Consider the following 21,317-nt stretch of genomic DNA (forward strand, 5'->3'; position numbering starts at 1 on the left):
ACTCGCCCGAATCCCTACTGCTGCGTACGTTTGGGCGGAACGGCGGCGCCAGGAACCCGACCTCCCCCTTCCGCCTGCGACCAGGAAACAACCCTGCTGCTCCTGCACCTCGCACGCTTCCCGCTAGCGCGGGAAGGGAAAGCCGACAGCACGTCCCGGCATAACCCCGCCAACGGCGTGGTTCGCCGGAGGCTTCAGCTGCCCAGCGCTTCGCGCAGCGGCTTCAGGAAGCGGCTCGCCGCCACGGCTGCCGCGGCCGGATCCGCCGCTTCGGCCATGGCCGATACCAAGGCGCTGCCGACCACCACGCCATCGGCATCCACCGCCATGGACGCGGCACTGGCGGCATCCTTGATGCCAAAGCCGGCCACCACCGGTGCCTTGGAGCGGCTGCGCAACAGACGCAGGCGATCGCCCGCCGCAGCACTGTCCAGACGCTCGGAGGCGCCAGTCACGCCGGCGAAGCTGACGTAATACAGATAGCCCTGGGCTGCGTCGCAAAGCAGATCGAGACGCGCATCGGTGCTGGTTGGCGAGGCAAGCAGAATCAGGGCCAGGCCAGCAGCCGTGAACGCGGCCCGGGTTTCTTCCGCTTCTTCCGGCGGCAGATCCACCAGCAGCACGCCATCCACGCCGGCGGCGATGGCCTCCCCCGCGAAGTTGGCAGCACCACGGATCTCGACGGGATTGAGATAGCCCATCAGCACCACCGGCGTGTTCGCATCGCGCTGGCGGAACGCCGCCACGCTGTCGAATATGTAGCGCAGGCTCGCGCCACGCGCCAACGCATGCTCGGAGCTGCGCTGGATGGTGGGGCCGTCGGCCATCGGGTCTGAGAATGGCACGCCCAGCTCGATCACATCGGCCCCTGCCTCAACCAGCGCATGCATGACCGGCACGGTGGCTTCCAGCGATGGATCGCCCGCCGTGATGAAGGGAATCAGCGCCTTGCGGCCGGATGCGCGCAGCCGGGTGAAACAGTCGTCGATTCGGGTCACGGGCATCTCAGGCACATCCTTCAATCAGTTCAACCGCTTCAGGCTGGCCCCAGTAGATCGAGGTCACCAACCCATTGAGAGTTTCCAGACGTATGGCCAAGTTGTTGGCCTTGTCGGTCCAGGTCAGGTAGTCGCCATCGGGCGAGGCGTAGGCATGCGGGCTGGTCACCGCGCCAGCTGGCAGACGCCGCTTGGCCTCAATGGCGGACATGCCCACCCACAACCCGTAGGGCAACGCAGGCGCGTCGACGGGGCGGGTATCCACCTTGATGCTCGGATCGTCGGCCACATCCATCTCAAAACGCGCGATCTGGTCGGCAATCACCATCATCGACATGCCCTTGGGCAAGCTGCCGCCGTCGTAGTACTCACAGTCACCCTCCATCAACTCACGCATCCCGGCAGAGACAAATGCCTTGTCCCCGGGCGCCTTGCCGAACGGCGCATTGATGCGCAACTCGCCCAGCCGCCCAAGGTCGGCAGACGTGGCCGCTGCAGCGGTCTGCGCCGGCACCGGGGCTGCAGCTGCGGCGAGGACGGGGGCCGACACCGCTTCCGGCGCAGGCACCACCGCCGGTGCGACCTCCGGCTCGGCGGGTTTGCAGGCGGCCAACGTGACCACCACACCCAGCAACACACCTCGCATGATCGGGCCGCTCACAGCACCAGCCCTTCGCGGGCGGCGATGGTGTGCACATCCTTGTCGCCACGGCCGGACAGGTTGCACAGCACCAGCGCGTCCTTGGGCAGCTCGCGCGCCAGCTTGATGGCGTGCGCCACCGCGTGGCTGGATTCCAGCGCCGGCAGGATGCCTTCGATCCGGGTCAGGCGATGGAACGCGTCCAGCGCCTCTTCGTCGGTGATGCCGACGTACTGGGCGCGGCCGGTATCGGACAGGAACGCATGCTCCGGGCCGACGCCGGGGTAATCCAGGCCAGCGGAGATCGAGTGGGTTTCGGTGATCTGACCATCGTCGTCGCACAGCACGTAGGTGCGGTTGCCATGCAGCACACCCGGCCGACCGGCCGAGATTGATGCCGCGTGACGGCCGGTATGGATGCCGTCACCGGCCGCTTCGGCGCCGTAGATCTTCACCGCGTGGTCGTTGAGGAAGGCATGGAACAGGCCGATCGCATTGGACCCACCGCCGACGCAGGCGGTGATCGCATCCGGCAGGCGACCGTAATCCTCCAGCATCTGCGCGCGGGCCTCGCGCCCGACAATCGCATTGAAGTCGCGCACCATGCGCGGGTACGGATCCGGGCCGGCGACCGTACCGATGATGTAGAAGGTGTCGCGCACATTGGTCACCCAGTCGCGCATCGCTTCATTGAGCGCGTCCTTGAGGGTGGCCGAACCACTGGTCACCGGCACCACCGTCGCACCGAGCAGCTTCATGCGGTAGACATTGATCTTCTGCCGCTCGATGTCGGTGGCGCCCATGTACACCACGCATTCGATGCCCAGCCGCGCGGCTACCGTGGCCGTGGCCACACCGTGCTGGCCGGCGCCGGTCTCGGCGATGATGCGGGTCTTGCCCATGCGGCTGGCCAGCAGCGCCTGGCCGATGGTGTTGTTCACCTTGTGCGCGCCGGTATGGTTCAGGTCCTCGCGCTTGAGCAGGATCTGCGCACCGCCTACGTCCTTGCTCAGGCGCTCGGCGTGATAGATCGGACTGGGCCGGCCGACGTAGTGCTTCAGGTCCTTGTCATAGGCCGCGATGAACGACGGATCCAGTCGCGCCTGGTCGTAGGCGGCGGCCAGTTCCCGCAGCGGCCCGACCAGCGTCTCCGCTACGAAACTGCCGCCATAGCGGCCGAAATGCCCGCGGGCATCAGGGAAGGCATGAAAATCGGAGATCGACGGATCGGTCATGGCATCAAGACTGCGAGGAACAGGCATGCACTCTAGCGCAGCCTTGATGACATAAAAATCGATAATTTGGCGCGCATGTGTTAGAAAAACTCACATGAAAGCCAGCCACACTCTACCCTCGCTCAATGCCCTGCGGGCCTTTGAAGCCGCAGCACGGCTGCGCAGCGTGAGCCGGGCGGCGGCCGAGCTTCATGTCACCCACGGCGCTGTGAGCCGCCAACTGCGGGCCCTGGAAGAAGAACTGGGGCTCGCCCTGTTCGAGCGCGACGGGCGCGGCATCCGCCCGACCGCAGCCGGCAACCGTCTGCTGGAGGCGACATCCGGGGCGTTTTCACAGCTGCGCGACTGCATCACCGCGCTGCGCCGCCCGCAACGCGGCGACGCCTTCGTGCTGGGCTGCCCCGGCAGCCTGCTTGCCCGCTGGATGATTCCGCGCCTGCAGGACCTGCAACGCGACCTGCCCGGATTGACCCTGCATCTGGCCGCACAGGAGGGTGACTTCGCTCCTCACCTGGACGGCCTGGACGCCGCCCTGCTGCTTGGCCAGGCGCCCTGGCCAGCTGGCTGGAACGTACATACGCTCGCAACCGAGCGTATCGGTCCGGTGTTCAGCCCATCGATCCCCGGCGCGCATGTGCTGGCGCATCAACCGATCGAAGCGCTGTTGTCACGCGAGTTGCTGCACACCCGCTCACGGCCACAGGCCTGGCCAACCTGGGCAGCACTGAACGGTATCGACAGTGCGCGCCTGCGTTACGGCACCGGTTTCGAGCACCTGTATTACCAGTTGGAAGCCGCCGTGGCGGGGCTTGGCGTTGCCATCGCGCCGGAGCCTCTGGTGGCCGATGACCTGGTCAATGGCCGCCTGATCGCGCCATGGGGCTTTGTCGATACCGAAGGCTGCTGGGCGCTGTGCACCGCCGGCAATCGCGATGATCCGCGCGCCCTGGAGCTGGCGGCCTGGCTGCAGCGCCAACTGGCCTGAACCGGCCCCTGCGGCAAAGCCACCTGGCGCCTGCCGCGCTCAGCCCTGCGTCGGTGCAGCCAATCGCTGCTGCACGTCCTCGCGCAGCCGTGCCAGCTCAACCTCGGCCTGTTGCCGCTGTTGCATGCCCTCACGGTGGATGTTGCGCACCTCTTCGACGGTAGCGATCAGCTGCTCATGCACATGCCGCAGGGTAGCCACATCGATCACGGCACGTTGATTGGCCTTGGCCGTTTCTACCGAGGTCTGCCGCATCAGGTCGGCGTTGCGGCGCATCAGCTCATTGGTCGCATCGTCGATGGCATTGGACAGCTCCACCGCGTTTTTCTGCTCACCCAGCGAGAGCTGGATCGCGAACTGACGCTTCCACGAGGGAATGGTGATGTCGCGTACCGCATTGAACTTCTCGATCAGCTGGATCGCATTGGCCTGGATCAGCCGGATCATCGGCAATGACTGATCAGCCGCATGCTGCATCACGGTCAAATCACCGACGCGCTTGTCGAGCAGGCGGATGGCATTGTCGATCTCGCCCCGGCGGATGCGTGATGCGGGGTCCTCAAGACCAACCAGCGCCCGCAGTTCGTCATTGAGTTCCGCCAAGCGCTGTTTGCCGGCGGCGATGTGCAGGCCAAGGCTCAGCCGTTCGTCACGGACGATGGCATGCATGCGGTCGAATTCACCGACGCGCTGCCCCATCGTGGCCTGCTGCGTCCCCACATCGCGCATCAGCTGTTCGATCTGCTGATTGGTGTCGCTGAACTTCTGCACCAGCTCGCCCTTGGAGGCGCGCATGCGGTCGATCAGCCCGCCGATCACCGGCACCTTGGAACGTTCGTTGAGGCCATCCAGCTTCAGCGAGCGGGCGATGCGCACCACTTCGCCCAGCTTGTCGCCAGATGCGTCGAGGTCGCGGTTGCGCACATGCTCCAGCAGCTGCGTGGAGAACGCCGCACTCTTGCCGGCGGCCTCGCGGCCAAACACATGCAGGTTGCCCGGACTGATGTCATCCAGCGTCCGTGTGATCTGCGCGATGCGCGGACGGTCGGCTTCGGTCAGGCCCAATGCGACCAGCATGGCGCCATCCAGTGCCGCTGGGGATTCGACCGGCAACGGGATATTGTCCTGCGTCATCTGCAACTCTCCTTGAGGAAGGTACGCGGCGCGGCGCGCGAGCCATGAAACATGAGTGGAGCGTGTCTAGTGAAGTCTAGCCTGCATCGCCTCGACCTCCACCAGTATCCGTGCCTGGGCGTCGGCGGCCATGGCCAGCCGCAGCGACGTATCCACCGCTTTGCTGGCCAGCATCTGTTGCCGCCACAACGGCAGCAGCACATCACGGATGCGCTGATAGCGCTCCAGCAGTTCGACACCCTGCGCATGCAGCAACTGCAGCTGCGATGCTTCCAGTGCACGTAGCCGGGCAACGCCACGCAGGTGGTGAAGGCGGCGCTGCAAGGCGGCGACCGCCAACGTACTGCCTGCATCGGCCTGCGTCGCGGCACCTTGCAGCAGGCGTTCACCCGCATCGGCCCAGGCATCAATCGCGTTGACCGCCTCGGTCACGAGCGCTGCCTGCCGCAGGCGCACAGGCAACGCCTTCTGCAATTCGGCAACGATGCCATCGGCACGCACCAGGCAGACATCCAGTTGCCCGGCCAAGCGTTCCGCCTGCTCCTGCATTTCCACATCGCGGCCCAGCAGCCGTCCCAGCAAACCGACGCTGCGACGAATCGCGCCCACATCGTGCGCACGCATGGCCTGGTGGATGTTGTCCATTTCGGCGACCAGTCGTGCAGCGGCCCGGTCATCGCTGCCCGCTGCGGCCTGCTGTTCGACCAAGGCCAGCAGCTGCGCGCCGTAACCGGCTATCGCCAACGGATCGTCCAACGCCACCGCGGGAGCTGGCGGCAACGGCAGCACAATCCGGCCGGACTCATCAGGATTCACCGGGTTCCTCATTCTTGTGACTACCCTGCTGGCCCGGCACCACCACCTGTCCGCCATAGAAGTGGCGCATCAAAGCTTCGTCCAGTGCTTTCTCTTCCGGGCTGCGAGCGCGACGAACGCGGGGCGCCGGTTTTTCGGTTGCCGGTTCCCTGGCCAACCAATCGCGCAGTTGCACCGCTAACTGGGTCAACGCATCGCCGACCTGACCCTGGCGCTGCTGCGAATCCGCCAATGCACGCAACAGCGGTTCGAAATCCTGCACCGGCGGCGGTACGGGTGAAACTTCAGTGGGTACGGCGAACGGACCTGGCCGCTCGGCCACGGACTGCAGCAACGCCACGATCCGTTCCCAAGGCGCATCCATTGCCGCAACCGGTGGTGCAGTGACCTGCGCGTCATCTGCGCGCAGCCCCTGCAGGCCACTGGCGATGTCGGCCAGCTGCGCGACAACGCGCGCCCCGGTATCGGCATCGTCGCCCCCCATGGCCTTGTCGCGCATGAAATCGCGCTTGATCTGCTCCCAGCGTGTCTGTTGCGCCGCGTCCATCACTCCACGCAATTCGCCGAGCTTGAGCAGGTTTTCTTCCGAACCGCTGGTGAGCAGCTGCGACTCGCCGAGATAATGATCGGACACCAGCTGCTGCAGCTCGGCGGCATTCATCACCGGCGATATCTTCTCCGACAGCTTGTTCATGTTGCGGTAGCTGCCCTGCAACCGGAATGAGGGCTCCACCCGGTACTTGTCCGACTGCGCGGCGCTGGCGATGTACTGCTGGTTGACCCGGTAGACCACCTCGCGCACCTGCATCAAGCGTTCCAGCGTGGCGACGATCTCGTTGATCTCCGCACCGCTGTAGGCATGGCTCAGCGCATTGGTCGACACCTCCTTGCCGTTGGCCTTGTCCACCAGCACGTAGAGATCGGCCAGATCGCGCGTGGCCATCGGCGCCAGCACCTGGCTGGAGGTGAGGCTGTTCTCGATGTAGCTGAGCTTGAATGCCTCTTCCATGCCACCGAGCACGTCACCCAGGTTATAGATGTCGGCACGGTTGGCCAGCATGTCCGGCACTTTGAATACTTCGCCGGACTCGGTGTACGGATTGCCCGCCATCACCACGCAGAACTTCTTGCCGCGCAGATCGTAGGTCCGGGTGCGGCCTTTCCACACGCCCTCGATGCGGCGGGTGCCGTCGCACAGCGAGATGAATTTCTGCAGGAATTCCGGATGCGTATGCTGGATGTCGTCGACATACAGCATGGTGTTGTTGCCCATTTCCAGCGCGAGGTTCAGCTTGAGCAGCTCCTGTCGCGAGGTGGCGTCCGGCGCCTGCTCCGGATCCAGCGAGCGCACCTCATGCCCCAGCGCCGGGCCGTTGATCTTCATGAAGACCAGCCCGAGGCGGTTGGCCACGTACTCCATCAATGTGGTTTTGCCGTAGCCGGGCGGGCTGATCATCATCAGCAGGCCCATCAAGTCACTGCGCTTGTTCTCGCCGACCGTGCCCATCTGCTTGGCAAGGTTGTCGCCGATGATGGGCAGGTAGACGTCATTGATCAGCTTGTTGCGAACGAAGGAGCTGAGCGGCCGCGCCTGGAATTCGGTCAGCCGCAGGGCTTCACGCTCACGCGCACTGATGCGGTGACGCAGCGCCTGGTAACGCTCGAAGCCCGGCTGGAACTGGTGGCGGTGCGCCTGCCAGCGGCCGAGGAAATCATCGACTGCCAACTGCAGATGACCCTCACGGATGCGCGGGTGCTCGCCCAGCAGGCCCGCGGCATCGGCAATCAAGGTCACCTCGCGCACCTGGCTGCGCAGATTGCGCTCAGCCAGCAACATCGCCACCGCCTCGGGCACGTAGCCAACCAGCGTGGTGAACTGCGGCTGCCCGCACATTGCCCGTAGCCAGTGCTCGGCCTGTGCCCATTGCAATGCAGGGCGCTTGGCCAGCTTCTGCAATGAACGATCAAACGCCTCGCCCTGTGCCGCCGCCTGCAGCTGTTCACGCAGGCCATTCACCAGCTGCCGCGCGTAACCACTGAAACCGAAAGTGGGCTCGCCTGCGGCCAGCTCGGCGAGCAGGTAGTCCGCGCCGGTGGTCGCAGCCGCCGCATCGAACGGCAGCGCGTTCTCTGTCTGGAACGTCGCCAAGGCCTCGGCGATCTCATCGCGCAGTGCATTCAGACCTTCGCGCGAGGCGAACATGCGGGCGATGGCGAATGCACCCGCCGCACGCTCGCCCCACTGTGCCACGTCTTCACGCTTGCTTTCGCGCGACCAGAACAGCAACGCCAGCGCGCGTGCCGCCGGCGCGTGCACAAGGGCACCCGCTGACTGATACAGCGGCAGCAGGGCCTGCAGAATCAGGGTGGCATCATGATCGTGAATGCCTTTTTCATAGCCTTCGCGATAACGCGGCGCGGCGAAGTCGCGCACACGCTTGCCCAGCACGTCGGCCTGCGCGGCATCGCGCAGCAGCTCGTCCATGCTCAATCCGTCGCGACCCAGGATGGCCGCGTCCAGGATCAAGCCGGCCAGATACTCACCGCGATACAGCGTGGGCGACTCCGAATCCAGTGTCACCGGCCAGTAGTCGCGCAGCGCTTCCAGCTCCGGATCGACGATGGATTCGTAGTAATCGGTGCCAGTCAGATGCACTGACAACCCGTCGCCACGCGGCAGGATGGTCAGGTCCAGTGGCTGGGTGTTGACACTGAAACGATGGCGACCCAGGCGGATCACATTGCCACCGCCCTCGAACAGATCACTGCGATCGCGCAGCGCACGTACCGCCTGGTCGCGCACACCCTTCAGGCGCGCTTCGACATCGTCGGCCTTGACGCTGTCCTTGTACTCGCGCAGCCGATCCGCCAACTCGCGCAGTTTCAGGATCAGCGGGTCCCCGGCAAAGAAGGCATTGAGCTCGTCCACCGTGGTGAAGCGTTCGGTACGCTTGGCCAGGCCGTCGAGGATGCGATTGGCCGCATCCAGCACCGACTGCGCTTTGCGCTGGCGGGCATCCAGCAGGGTCTGCTTGTGCGACTCGAAGGTATCCAGCAACTCCTCGCGCTTGTTGAGGATGTCACCGAGGAACTGCTCGTGCTCACCGAACTGGCTCTCCAGCTCTTCCAGCTGGACCATCAGTCGTGACAGCTGCTCGTCCGCGCGCTCGGGATCCGTAGCCAAGCCCAGGGCGCTGGTGATGGCCTGGCTGAACAATGAGAACTGGGCACCAAACTGCGCTACGGCTTCGGCCGAACCCAGTGAGCGACGACGCTGGTCCGCTCGCGTGCGCGCCTGGTTGAGCCGGGCATAGATGCCGGAAATAGCCTCCACCACGCGGGTGCGCTGGGCGGCGTCGTCCACCTTCAGGCTGGCCATCAACTCCGAGAGCATGTCCAGCTCCCCGGACATGGCCTGCATCTGTTCGATCTGCGTGGACAACTGCCTGGCCGTCTGCGCCTGCTGGGCGACACTGTCCAGTTCCTGCAGCCGCTCGCCGAACGGTTGCAGCGCCTTGTCACTGCCGAGGAACTCACCGGTAGCGACGCCGACACGATCGTGCGCGTCCTGCAGCGAGGCGTTCATCGCATCAATCGCGGCGACATCCACATAGCGGAAATCACGCACGGTCAGCAGTCGCCCCCGCAGCTTTCCAACCTCGCCCAGGCTTTCGATGAATTCGCTGATCTTCGTCCAGTTCTGCGGCTGTACGCGACCCAGCAACGACTTGTGCTGACCAGTGACCTCGGCCATCGCCTGCGCCGACTGCTTGCGGATGCTCTCGACTTTCTCGTACTCGTCGAGCATCGACTCGCCCGTTGCGCTGATCTCGCGCAGCAGCGTGGCCGCGCCCTCGCAGTTGGCGTCATCCAGCCAATGGTGCGTGTCAAACAAGCGGCGCGCGTTGTGGGTCAGCAGCTCGTAGCGCTGCAACGACACCTCACGGCTGTCGATCTCGCGCCCCATGTCCAGCAGATTGGAAATGCCACGTACCAGCTCGGCATTGCCGATGCGCGCCATGAAGCTGGTGCCCGCAGGCCGGTGCGCCGCGAACTCGTCGCTGCTGAACGGCGTCTGCCAGACCTGCATCGGATGGATGCGGGTCGGCTCCTGGTTCTCGGCATTGAACAGCACCATGCGACCGTCACGCAGGAATGCATACCCCAGCCCGAACACCGGGTTCTGCAGCGCCCGCTGGATGCTGTTGTAGACGAACAGCGCTGATTTTCCGGCCTCGCGCTCGTAGAAGATGTACAGCATGTCTTCGCCGTTGGGCGATCGGATCGAACGCTTGTAGCGCATGCCCTGCATCGAGGCGTCGAATGCCTTGTGCTCGCCGCTCTGCAGGTAATAGCCGCCGGGGAAGATGATGCCGTGGTCATCCGGCAACTGCACGCAGGCCTGGACGATGGCGTCATTGCGCACCACCTTTCCGGTCAGCGTGTTGAAGATCAGCCCGCGACACACGTCCTCGCGATACGGCTGCACCTTGAGCAGGATCAGCGAACCTACCTGGGCGAACTCGATGTCGGCATCGTCCACCGACTGGGTGCTGTCTTCAACCGGTTCACTGTAGACACCCTGCCCGGTTTCGGTGTTGTTCTCGACCTTGATGGTCAGATCACCGCCGGTGGTTTCCACGAAGATCGTGTCGAGGATGTTGAGGTGCGGGAAGCGCCCGGTTACCAGCATGTCGCGACTGGCACGGGTCCACTCGAAATCGAATGGCGGCGGCAGTGCGATATCGCGCTCGCCACGTGCATCGATATAGGCCAGCTCGCCAGTCGATGACAGCGACCAACGGAAAACGCGCACGTCACTGCTGCGTTCTCCAATCTGGAATGCGGCCAGCAGCTTTCCGTCACGCACGATCAGCTGCAGCAGCCGCGCATGCTTGTAATACGCATAGAGTTCAGTGAAATCGTGAACGAAGCCCGGCTGGGCAAGAAAACTGGTTTTCAGATCCACCGGGATGACGTCGTAGCCTTCGGCGCCTTCCGCCATGCGGTACAGGCCGAACACATCCTCGACGCGGGTCTGCGTCTTCAAGCCGATGAACACGTTGTAGCCGAACAGCAACAGGTCATCACCGACCTGCACGATGTCGCGCCCCACGCAGTTGTTCTCGGTGCGGATGCGAAAGCGCCCCACCACTTCCATGCGGCTGTCGCCGAACTCCTGCAGGCGCCGCTGGTTCAGCGCCTCGACCGTCTGCCGCAGACGCGCCCCCTGGTCGCTCAGGCGTTTGCGCAGCACCTCATAGGCGCCGCCCTGCGCCACCGCCTGGTCGGCGATGGAACCGGCATCGGTCGAAACTGTGGAGTCCTGGTTTGTATCGGCCATCGGTTGTTCCCTGCCATGGCGCCGCCCGGCCAATCAGCCAGCAGAGCGCGCGCCATCGTCCACACCAGCACCGGGACCAAGCCCGGCGCCCTCTCGATTACACGCCGGGGCGAGGAGCTGCCCCGGCGCGCGCTCACTCAGCCTGCAGCCGAGCCGTTGGTCGCACCGTCACTGACGATCTGCTTGGCCGGCGTGCCGCGGGCAGCCATGTCCACGCCCAGGTAGCGCTGCATCAGGTCCTGCACGATCGGGCTCTTGTCGGTAAGGCCCTCAATCGACCGCCCCAGCGACACTGCCTTGACCAGATTCTCGAACATGCCGCCGTCGCCACCCACCAGGTCGATGTCGGCGCTGCGCAACGCGCTGGCGACGATCTCGGCATTCTCCTTGGACACTTCCTTGCCGGCATCCAGCGTCGCCATGGCCTGCTTCAGGCTCGTTTCCAGCGTCATCCGGAACTCTTCATGGCCACGCGCGGTGTCGCCCAGCGAATCAATTGCCAGGAACTTGCGGGTCAGGCCTTCAGCCTCGGCAAACAGCTTCTTCTCGATCACCGCTGCTTCCGCCAGACCCTGCGTCTCGGTCGCCGTGGCCTTGGCGCGGCCCATCTGCTCCTCGCCCAGCGCCTGTGCGGCCAGCTGCTCGGCCAGTACCCTGGCTTCGGCACTACCCTGCTTGAAGTTGGCATCGGCCATTGCATCAACCACACGCGCCTCGGCAATACCGACCTTCTCGATGGCCAATGCACCGGCCTCCTTGACCTGCGCATCCGCCAGACCCGGCGCGGCACGTTCGGCACGAACGCCATCCGCCAGCGCCTTCTTGGCCTCGGCCTGCTTGCCGGCCGCATCGAATTCGGCCTGCGCCAGCGTGGTGATCTCCACGGCCTTGTGCTTGGCCGCGGCCTCGCTGGCCTCGGCTTCCTTGACCTGCTTGAGCAGCGATTCCTGCGCCCGCGCCTCGGCTTCGAGAATGGTGACCTGCTTCAACCGGTCCGCCTCGGACACCTGACGCACTTCCTTGATGCGCTCTTCTTCCTGCGCCACGGTCTTGTCGATGGAGATGCGTTCGCGGGTGATGTTGGCCACGTCCATCTTGCCCTGCTCGACCACCTTGTCGCGCTCCACGCCCTGCAGCTGCACTTCGCGGTCGGTGGTGACCTGCTCCAGCTGGCGCGCACGGGCCACGCGCTCGACCTCGATGGCGACGGCGCGCTGGCGATTCTGCTCGGCCACTTCCACTTCGCGCAGGCGGTTCTGCTCGCGGATATCGATCAGCTGCTGGGCTTCGATGCGTGCATTTTCCGACAGCTGGCGCTGCTCTTCCTGCACCTTCAACGTCTCGGCCTCCTCGCGTGCGCGGATGGTCTCGACCTCACGCTTCTGCCGCGCTTCGGCCTCGGCCTGCTGACGTTCCAGCGCGAGCGTGGCTTCCTTGGCTTCCACATTCTTCTTGGTGATGGCCAACCGCTCGTTCTGCGCCAGGTCATTGGTGATCACGTTCTGCGCGGCGGTCAGCTCGGTGATCTTGCGGATGCCCTCGGCGTCAAGGATGTTGCTCGGGTCGAGCAGCGACTTCGGCGTCTGTTCCAGGTAATCGATGGCCACGTCTTCCAGTGCATAACCGTTCAGGTCGTTGCCGATCACCGCAATGATCTCGTCGCGGAACTCCTGCCGCTTCTCGAACAACTGGGTGAAGTCGAACTTCTTGCCGACCGTCTTCAGCGCCTCGGAGAACTTGGCATTGAACAATTCGTCCACCGCATTCTTGTCCGATGCGCGATCCGCGCCGATGGCCTTGGCAACGCGCAGCACGTCGGCCTGGGTTTCGTTGACACGCAGATAGAACGCCACGGTGATGTCCGCACGCATGTTGTCGCGGCAGATCAGCCCTTCCTTGCCACGGCGATCCACCTGCAGGGTGATCAGACTGATGCGCATGTGCTCGGCGCGGTACAGCACCGGAATGATCAACGCGCCGGTGAAATGCACCTTGGGCATGGAGCTCATGTCATTGACGATCAGGGCGGTGCCCTGGTCGACCTTCTTGTAGAACGCTTTGAACAGGCCTGCCAGCCCCAGGAAAAACACCAGCAGGATGCCTACGCCGATAACGAACGGGGCCAGGGCAGCTAGACTCATCAGTGGATCTCCTTGTCGCCTGATACTTGAGGAATGGAAACGTCCAACGCTGGCAGTTCGGCGTCGCCGACCACCAGGTAGTAATTGTGTTCGCGCAGATAGTCGACCAGGCGCACCTGGTCGCCGCGCTCATAGCGGCAGCCATCACGGCTGCGCACCTGCAGGATCAAGCCCGCACCGCCATCGTCGAACCGGGCGTAACCGCGCTCGGCGGTGACATCCGGTGATGTCACCTGCCCGGCCTTGCCGAGAATGGACGCCTGCTCCACCGGGCGCAGCTTCATCAGCAGCCGGCGGATCGGCCGCAGCACCCACGAGGAAACCATCGCTCCGGGAATCAGCGCAGCGATGGCCACGGCGGTGCCAATGCCCCAGCGCAACGACGTAGGCAGGGACTGCAGCAGGAAGAGCTGGACCAGATAGGTGATCGTCCAGCCAAAGAAGGCGAGCAGCAGCACCACCAGCATCGTGGGCGCGCCGCCCAGGCCCAGCCGCGCGAACATCGCCGCCAGCCCGTTGGCACCGTCAGCGCCGGAATGAAAATCCGCGCCGTCGCCACTGCCGATGCCGCCTTCGTCAACGATGCCGGTCGCTGCCAGCATCCAGTAGATCACTGCAAAGCAGAGCACGACGCTGTACGGCAGCGTCGGATATGAAAGCACTACGTCCAGAAATTCCGCCATGCACCCTTTCCATGTGGCACTCGGCTACCGTGCGGCTCGCCCCCTTCCTTCATGGAAAGACACGGGCAGACCCCGCAGGCATCCGTGCATTCGCCCTTGCCGCATCATAAGGGATTGGTCCCACGTCAGGGCGCCTTGTCGGCAGGCTGGCCAGGCGACAGGGACGGAATGTGACGTCAGCCGGCGGATTCAGTTTCGTCAGTTGCGGCATCGGCACGACGCACTTCCTCGACAAACTGGCGCATTTTGTAGCCGTCCTTGAGGCCCGGTGCGGATTCGATGCCGCTGGAGACATCCACACCCCACGGCTGGGTGGCGAGAATGGCGTCATGCACATTCTCAGGACGGATGCCGCCGGCCAGCAGATACGGACGGTGCACCCCCGCCGGAATCCGCGACCAGTCAAATGGCACGCCGGTACCGCCACTACCGCCTTGCGCATGACTGTCGAACAGGAAGCCGGCCGCATGCGGATACATCTGCTGCAAGCCGCGCACGGTGACTTCGGCGCCACCTCCCATGGCGATCGCCTTCAGGTAAGGCATATTGAAGCTGCGGCAGAACGCATCGTCTTCGTCACCATGAAACTGCAACAACGTCGGCCGCACCGCACGCAGCACTTCGCGGATTTCCTCGCGATTGTTGTGTTGGAACAACGCCACCACGTCCACCATCGGCGCGATGGCCTGGCGCATTGCCCGTGCCTCGGACGGCGCCACCCGGCGCACGCTGCCTTTGGCGAAAATGAAGCCAATGGCGTCCACACCCAACTCGGTAGCCAGACGGATATCGCCCGCGCGGGTCATGCCGCAGAACTTGATGCGGGTACGAAACAAGGTACGGCTCATAGCGTTACCTCTGTCGGCAATTGCCAAACATCAGGATACAGCGGCCCGACAAACACCAAACCCTGCGGTGGCGCAGTCGGACCGGCCAGATTGCGATCACGCCCGGCCAACAGCTCGCCGATCCATTGCTCCGGCTTCTCACCGGCCCCCACCATCAGCAACGAGCCGACGATGTTGCGCACCATATGGTGCAGAAACGCATTGGCCTGCACCTGCACTTCGACTACTTCGCCCTGGCGGCTCACCGAGATCGCCTGGAGCTCGCGGCGTGCATGCAGTGCCTGGCATTGCGCGCTACGGAAGGCACCAAAGTCGTTCTCGCCCAGCAATGCCTGCGCCGCGCGATGCATGGCATCGGCGTCCAGTGGGCGACGTTCCCAGCTCAGCGTCTGCCGATACAGCGCCGGGCGCACCTGTCGATTCAACAGGCGATAACGATAGCGCCGCGCCTTGGCCGAGAACCGCGCATGGAAGTCATCGGCGGCAGGCACACACCAGCGCACGCAGATGGAAGGCGGCAGGCGCGTGGTGGTACCCAGCACCCAACTACGCGACGATCGCTCCACGTCACTGTCGAAATGCACCACCTGGCATTCACCATGCACGCCGGCATCGGTGCGGCCGGCGCAGACCACACTGATCGGCGCATTGGCCACCGATGACAGCGCATCCTGCAGCGTTGCCTGCACACTCACGCAGCCGCTTTCACCGAGCTGCTGCCAGCCCTTGAACTCGCTGCCGTCATACTCCACGCCCAGCGCGTAACGCATCGTCAAACCTCTTGTTTACGGGCGCCGTAGAACACGGCCGGCCACTCAGTCGCTGTCGCGCTCGGACCACACCGCCAGTTCATTGCCACCGGGCTCGATGAACTGGAAACGGCGGCCACCGGGGAAGGTAAAAATCGGCTTCACCACGTTGCCGCCGTGGGCCTCCACCTCTGCCTGAATCGGCGCCAGCTGCGCGGCATAAAGCACCAGCAACGCCGCACCCGCTTCGGATGTCACCGGCGTTGCGCGGAAGAAGCCACCTTGCAGCACGCCATCATCAAAGGCGGTGTAATCAGGGCCGTAATCCTCGAACGCCCAACCGAACACCTGTTCGAAGAAACGACGGCTGGCGGCCGGGTCGCGCGACGCAAATTCCACATAATCGATGCCACGTTCACGCTTCATAACAGGCCCCTCAGCCCAGTCGATTCAACAGTTCGAGCGCCTCGTTGCGCGCCTGCGGATCGCTGCCGACGGCGACTTCGTTGAGCAGCGTACGCGCGGTTTCCGCGTCACCCAGGTCCAGATAGGCAATGGCCAATTCCAGCCGCTCGCGTCCCGCCGGCGCCGGGTTCAACGGTGCGACCGCGGCCATGTCACCAGCCAGCCAGCGCGCCTCATCGGCAGCGGCCGGTTCGGATACCGACGGCAGCTCCTGCGGTCGGGCGTATCCGCGCGATGCTTCGAACATGAAAGCCGGCCTGCTTTCGACAGGCGCCGCCGGCTCGGTCGCGACCGCTGCCTCGGGCATTGCCCAGGCCGGTGTGTCGGCATCGTGCGACGGTGTCGTCACGACGTCCTCATCCTTCCATGTTTCTGCAGCGAAGGTGGTTGGCGCTTCGACATCCGCGCCGTGCGCGTCGTCATTGCCCTGCTCAGGCGCGACGGCGGTTGCCGGCAAGGCTGAGGCCAGTGCCTCGGCGCGGATGCCGTCACGCGAGGCCGCCTTCAGCGGCGATGGCTTGCGGCGGCGCGACAGCAACCAGGCCACCACGCCCAGCACCAACAGCGCCAAACCCAGCCACAACCAACCCAGCGAAGCCGCAGCGTCCTGTTTGTTGCTCTCGGCCAGCCGCTGCTGGGCAGCGGCCAGATCCGAATCCTTCATCGCGATCAACGACTGCTGCTGCTTCTGCAGCTTTTCCAGCTCGGCGACGCGGTCACGCAGCTCCTGCATTTCCACATCGCGCGTGGCGAGGTCTTCCCGGGCCTGTTGCAGTTGTTCGTTCGCCAGCATGTCACCCTCGCCACCGGCATCGAGGCCGGTCGTCATTCCTGCAGTCTGTTGACCACCGGCAACGGCCGGGGCGATTTCCAACCGCGCGTCGCTCGGCGCTGCGGCAGGGTTGTTGGTGGCGGGCCTGCTGACGACGGCCGCATCGGCAATGGCCGGCTGCGGAATCGGCGCACGCGCCTGCCGCCATTGCGCGGTCTGTTCGCGCACGATGCTACGGGCTTCAGCGGCATTCACCCGCGCCAGCTCCTCCTCGGCCGGTGTACGCAGCACCGCGCCCTGCTTGAGCAGGTTGACGTTGCCACGGATGAACGCCTCCGGGTTGGCACGCATCAGCGCGACCATGTTCTGGTTCAACGAATAGCCGTTCTCACGGGCAAGTGTTCCCGCAATCTGCGACAGACTCTGCCCGCGCTGCACCTGGGCCAGCTCGCCCTGCGCGCGCGGCGCAGGTGCCACTGGCGGCCGTGCGGCCTGCACGGGAGCAGTTGGCACTACCGGTGCCGGCGCAAGTGCCGGTGCGGCAAGCGGCTGTGGCGCAGACGTTGACGGAAGCGGCTCGGGCTCACGGACAATCAGGTCGGACGGTGCGGCTGCAGGCGCTTCGATCACCGGCTCGGCGACTGCGGTGGCGGTTTCCGGTGCAGCGACCAGTGCCGAGTACTCACGTACCAGACGGCCCTGCCCCCAGTCCACTTCAATAAGGAAACCCACAGACGGCACCTGCACCGGGGCGGCACTGGTCACGCGGATGACCGCACGACCTTCCCGGTCCTGCGCGAACTGGAACTGCAGCTCGCTCACCAGTCCATCCGGCGGTGGCAAACCGACACGCTCGAATGTGGCCGGAGCGGCCAGCCCGGCGCGGGCGTTGTCCAGCTCGCCCGGGTCGCTGGTAATGACCGGAATTTCCGCCACCAGAGGCTGGCCGGGCTTGGACAACACACGGATGTTGCCCAGCCCCAAGGCCATCGCAGCGCTGCTGAACAGCGCCAGGATGAGAACCATCACGCCTTGTATGGAGCGCATCGCGCCTTTGCCCGGAAGTTTCATGGCGGCAAATATAACGGCTGTACCGCCTTTCTAGTACCGCGCTGTGCTTACCCTCGTAACAACGCCGGCATTGCGCCGGCGTTGCCTGCCACCTCAGCCGCCGTTGGCGACCAGTTCGGCCACCTGCACCGCGTTGAGTGCGGCGCCCTTGCGGATGTTGTCCGCCACCACCCACATGTTGAGACCGCGCGGGTGCGAGATGTCCTCACGGATACGACCCACGTAGACCGGGTCGGTGCCCGAGGCATGGGTGACCGGGGTCGGGTAACCGCCCGCCTTGCGCTCATCCACCACCTTCACGCCGGGGGCGGCGGCCAGCAGTTCGCGGGCCTGCTCGGTGGTGATCTTCTTCCTGGTCTCGATGTTGACCGCCTCGGAGTGGCCGTAGAACACCGGGACGCGCACGGCGGTGGGATTCACCAGGATGGTGTCGTCGCCGAGGATCTTGCGGGTCTCCCACACCAGCTTCATTTCTTCCTTGGTGAAGCCGTTGTCGAGGAACTCGTCGATGTGCGGGATCAGGTTGAAGGCGATCTGCACCGGGAACTTGGTCGGCTCGATTTCCTGGAAGCCCAGCAGCTGGGCGGTCTGCTTGCCCAGTTCTTCCATGCCGGTCTGGCCGGCACCGGAGACGGACTGGTAGGTGGCGATGTTGATGCGCTCGATGCCGTACTCGCGGTGGATCGGCGCCAGCACCGGCATCAACTGCATGGTCGAACAGTTCGGGTTGGCGATGATGCCCCGCGGGCGGTTCTTCGCCGCTTCCGGGTTGACCTCGGACACCACCAGCGGCACGTCGTCGTCGTAACGGAAGGTGGAGGAATTGTCGATCACCACGGCGCCAGCAGCGGCGAACCTGGGGGCGAACTCCTTGGAAATACCGCCACCTGCCGAGAACAACGCAATCTCGACGCCGGCCGGATCAAACGTGGCCAGGTCCTGGATGGTGATCTTCTGGCCTTCGAAATCAACCTGCTGGCCGGCCGAACGCTCCGAAGCGAGCAGGCTCAGCTTGCTGATCGGGAAATTGCGTTCGGCCAGGATCGACAACATGGTCTGGCCAACAGCGCCGGTGGCGCCAACAACGGCTACATGGAAACGACGGGCTTCATTGCTCATGGGGTGCACTCGTAAAGGATTTGGGGGGACACACGTCGAGCCAGGTTCGGGGAACCTCCGGCGGACAGCCACGGAGGCTCCCTACCGTTTTTTGCTGTCGATTTTGCTGTCGGCACTGGCCATACGGGCGCTGCCATTGCTCAGCAGGTCGGCATTGATCGCATTGGCGGGACGGCCGGCGTCCGGCCCCAGGCCCAACCCGGCCAGCAGGTTGTCCACCGCCACCTGCACCATCGCCCGGCGCGTGGCCAGCGATGCACTGCCGATATGCGGGGTCAGCACGACGTTGCGCAGCGCCAGCAGCTCCGGGCGCACCGTTGGTTCGTTTTCGTAGACATCCAGACCGGCGGAAGCCAACCGACCATTCACCAGTGCATCGGCCAAGGCCAGTTCGTCGACGATGCCGCCACGGGCGATGTTCACCAGCGTGGCCGTGGGCTTCATCTTCGCCAGCGCGGCGGCATTGATGATGTGGTGGTTCTGCGCGGTGTAAGGCAGCACCAGCACCAGGTGATCGACACGCGACAGCAGTTCGTCGAAGCCGACGTAGCCTGCGCCGACGGCCTGCTCCACATCCTGCGGCAGCCGCGAACGATTGTGGTACAGCACCTTCATGCCGAAGCCATGGTGGCCACGCCGTGCGATGGCCTGGCCGATTCGGCCCATGCCCAGGATGCCCAGCGTGCTGCCGTGCAGATCGGCACCGAGCATGGTGGTGAATGACCACTGCCCCCAGCTGCCTTCACGCAGCCAGCGGTCGGATTCAACGATGCGCCGCGCCGCCGCCATCAGCAGCGAGAAGCCGAGATCAGCCGTGGTTTCGGTGAGTACATCCGGCGTATTGGTGGCGATGATGCCTGCAGCACTCAGCACCGGAACATCCAGATTGTTGTAGCCAACACCAACATTGGCGATGACCTTCAACTGCGATGCAGCAGCAATTTCAGCCGCGCCGATGCGGTCATTGAGCGTGACCAGCGCGCCGTCCACATCGGCAAGTTGCGCAGCAATCGCGGCACTGTCGTGCGCGCTGACCTCATCGGTGGCAACCACGTCGCAGTACGCTGCCAACTGCGCGACGGTGTCGTCGAACAGAGGCTGCGATACCCAGACGCGCGGCCGTTGATCAGCCATCGACATGACCGGGGATGCGCGGCGTCATTTCGCCGACGTCGCCACATTGCGCGCGGTGACGCAGCGCCTGGTCTACCAGCACCATTGCCAGCATGGCTTCGGCGATGGGTGTGGCGCGGATGCCCACGCACGGGTCATGGCGGCCGGTAGTGATGACATCCACCGCATTGCCGGACGTATCCACCGTCGCGCCCGGCAGACGCAGGCTGGACGTCGGCTTCAGGACCATCGACGCGACGACCTGCTGCCCGGTGGAAATGCCGCCGAGGATGCCGCCGGCATGATTGGACTGGAAACCTTCCGGCGCGATCAGGTCACGGTGTTCGGTGCCCTTCTGCGCGGCGGCGGCAAAGCCATCACCGATCTCCACGCCCTTGACCGCATTGATGCTCAACAGTGCAGTGGCGATATCGCCATCCAGCTTGCCGTAGATGGGTTCACCCCAACCCGGCGGCACGCCATCGGCGACCACGTTCACGCGCGCACCGACCGAATCACCGGATTTGCGCAGCGCATCCATGTACGCCTCCAGTGCCGGCACCTGGGCGGCGTCGGGCCAGAAGAAGGGATTGTCCTCGACCGCGCTCCAGTCGAAACCGACCGGGGTTATCTCGCCAAGCTGCGACAGATAGCCACGCACGGTCACGCCGTAACGCTGCTTCAGCCACTTCTTGGCGATGACGCCGGCCGCCACGCGCATGGTGGTCTCGCGCGCCGAAGAACGGCCCCCACCGCGTGGATCGCGGATGCCGTACTTCTGCCAGTAGCTGTAGTCGGCATGACCCGGACGGAACTGCTGGGCGATGTTGCTGTAGTCCTTGCTGCGCTGGTCGGTGTTGCGGATCAGCAGTGCAATCGGCGTACCGGTGGTCCTGCCCTCGTAAACACCGGACAGGATCTCGACCTCATCCGCTTCACGACGCGCCGAGGTATGACGGCTCTTGCCGGTGGCGCGACGCTGCAGGTCATGCGCGAATTCTTCGGGCGTGATTTCCAGGCCCGGAGGACAACCATCGATCACACAGCCGATCGCCGGCCCGTGGGATTCGCCGAAGGTGGTGACACGAAACAGTTGTCCGAAAGTATTCAATGCGGTTGGGCTCTTGATGGTGCCTTGCGCTTTGCTCGCGCTACTGCTGTTCCTGCCGTCATTTCCGTGAAACTGGAAATGACAGCCACGATA

The 21,317-nt window shown here is 64.6% G+C and carries 16 protein-coding genes; 1 reads left to right on the top strand and 15 read right to left on the bottom strand.

The window, feature by feature from the left end; genetic code table 11:
• Nucleotides 1-194: 194 nt before the first annotated feature.
• Genes trpA through trpB form a run of 3 tightly spaced genes read right to left on the bottom strand, consistent with a single transcriptional unit; the run spans nt 195 to nt 2,873 of the window.
• Complete coding sequence (gene trpA, locus ABB26_RS10385; RefSeq protein WP_083490779.1) at nt 195-998, bottom strand: tryptophan synthase subunit alpha; 804 nt, start codon at nt 996-998, stop codon at nt 195-197.
• Between the two features lie 7 nt (nt 999-1,005).
• Nucleotides 1,006-1,644, bottom strand: coding sequence for a hypothetical protein (locus ABB26_RS10390; protein ID WP_152982635.1), 639 nt, complete (start codon nt 1,642-1,644; stop codon nt 1,006-1,008).
• Nucleotides 1,645-1,655: 11 nt separating this feature from the next.
• Nucleotides 1,656-2,873, bottom strand: a complete 1,218-nt coding sequence (trpB, locus tag ABB26_RS10395) for a tryptophan synthase subunit beta (protein ID WP_057633787.1) — start codon at nt 2,871-2,873, stop codon at nt 1,656-1,658.
• Between the two features lie 94 nt (nt 2,874-2,967).
• Here trpB and ABB26_RS10400 point away from each other — a divergent pair, with 94 nt between their 5' ends.
• Nucleotides 2,968-3,858 carry a LysR family transcriptional regulator gene (locus ABB26_RS10400; RefSeq protein ID WP_057633790.1) on the top strand — a complete coding sequence of 297 codons (891 nt, stop codon included), beginning with the start codon at nt 2,968-2,970 and terminating at the stop codon, nt 3,856-3,858.
• Between the two features lie 39 nt (nt 3,859-3,897).
• On the opposite strand, the gene ABB26_RS10405 is transcribed toward ABB26_RS10400, so the two are convergent.
• From ABB26_RS10405 to aroC, 12 genes are all read right to left on the bottom strand, one after another.
• On the bottom strand, nt 3,898-4,992 hold the full coding sequence (locus ABB26_RS10405; protein WP_057633791.1) for a toxic anion resistance protein: 1,095 nt from the start codon (nt 4,990-4,992) through the stop codon (nt 3,898-3,900).
• Between the two features lie 66 nt (nt 4,993-5,058).
• Nucleotides 5,059-5,808 carry a hypothetical protein gene (locus ABB26_RS10410; protein ID WP_161809039.1) on the bottom strand — a complete coding sequence of 250 codons (750 nt, stop codon included), beginning with the start codon at nt 5,806-5,808 and terminating at the stop codon, nt 5,059-5,061.
• Nucleotides 5,798-11,152 (bottom strand): DNA repair ATPase, encoded by a 5,355-nt coding sequence (locus ABB26_RS10415; protein ID WP_083490775.1) that lies wholly within the window; start codon nt 11,150-11,152, stop codon nt 5,798-5,800. The genes ABB26_RS10410 and ABB26_RS10415 overlap by 11 nt, the downstream gene beginning before the upstream one ends.
• A gap of 137 nt (nt 11,153-11,289) precedes the next feature.
• Nucleotides 11,290-13,293 (bottom strand): flotillin family protein, encoded by a 2,004-nt coding sequence (locus ABB26_RS10420; protein ID WP_057633795.1) that lies wholly within the window; start codon nt 13,291-13,293, stop codon nt 11,290-11,292.
• Nucleotides 13,293-13,976, bottom strand: coding sequence for a hypothetical protein (locus ABB26_RS10425; protein WP_057633798.1), 684 nt, complete (start codon nt 13,974-13,976; stop codon nt 13,293-13,295). The genes ABB26_RS10420 and ABB26_RS10425 overlap by 1 nt, the downstream gene beginning before the upstream one ends.
• Before the next feature lie 176 nt (nt 13,977-14,152).
• Nucleotides 14,153-14,824 (bottom strand): phosphoribosylanthranilate isomerase, encoded by a 672-nt coding sequence (locus tag ABB26_RS10430; protein ID WP_057633799.1) that lies wholly within the window; start codon nt 14,822-14,824, stop codon nt 14,153-14,155.
• On the bottom strand, nt 14,821-15,594 hold the full coding sequence (truA, locus tag ABB26_RS10435; protein ID WP_057633803.1) for a tRNA pseudouridine(38-40) synthase TruA: 774 nt from the start codon (nt 15,592-15,594) through the stop codon (nt 14,821-14,823). The genes ABB26_RS10430 and truA overlap by 4 nt, the downstream gene beginning before the upstream one ends.
• A gap of 45 nt (nt 15,595-15,639) precedes the next feature.
• Entirely contained in the window at nt 15,640-15,999 is a 360-nt protein-coding gene (locus tag ABB26_RS10440; protein WP_057633805.1) for a VOC family protein, read from the bottom strand.
• 10 nt (nt 16,000-16,009) lie between these two features.
• Nucleotides 16,010-17,881 carry a FimV/HubP family polar landmark protein gene (locus tag ABB26_RS10445; RefSeq protein WP_057633806.1) on the bottom strand — a complete coding sequence of 624 codons (1,872 nt, stop codon included), beginning with the start codon at nt 17,879-17,881 and terminating at the stop codon, nt 16,010-16,012.
• Between the two features lie 93 nt (nt 17,882-17,974).
• Entirely contained in the window at nt 17,975-19,000 is a 1,026-nt protein-coding gene (locus tag ABB26_RS10450; RefSeq protein WP_057633808.1) for an aspartate-semialdehyde dehydrogenase, read from the bottom strand.
• Nucleotides 19,001-19,081: 81 nt separating this feature from the next.
• Complete coding sequence (locus ABB26_RS10455; protein ID WP_057633810.1) at nt 19,082-20,134, bottom strand: 2-hydroxyacid dehydrogenase; 1,053 nt, start codon at nt 20,132-20,134, stop codon at nt 19,082-19,084.
• Nucleotides 20,127-21,224, bottom strand: a complete 1,098-nt coding sequence (gene aroC, locus ABB26_RS10460) for a chorismate synthase (RefSeq protein ID WP_152982638.1) — start codon at nt 21,222-21,224, stop codon at nt 20,127-20,129. The genes ABB26_RS10455 and aroC overlap by 8 nt, the downstream gene beginning before the upstream one ends.
• Between the last annotated feature and the right edge of the window lie 93 nt (nt 21,225-21,317).

Source organism: Stenotrophomonas humi (assembly GCF_001431415.1).
GTDB classification, from domain to species: Bacteria; Pseudomonadota; Gammaproteobacteria; order Xanthomonadales; family Xanthomonadaceae; genus Stenotrophomonas; species Stenotrophomonas humi.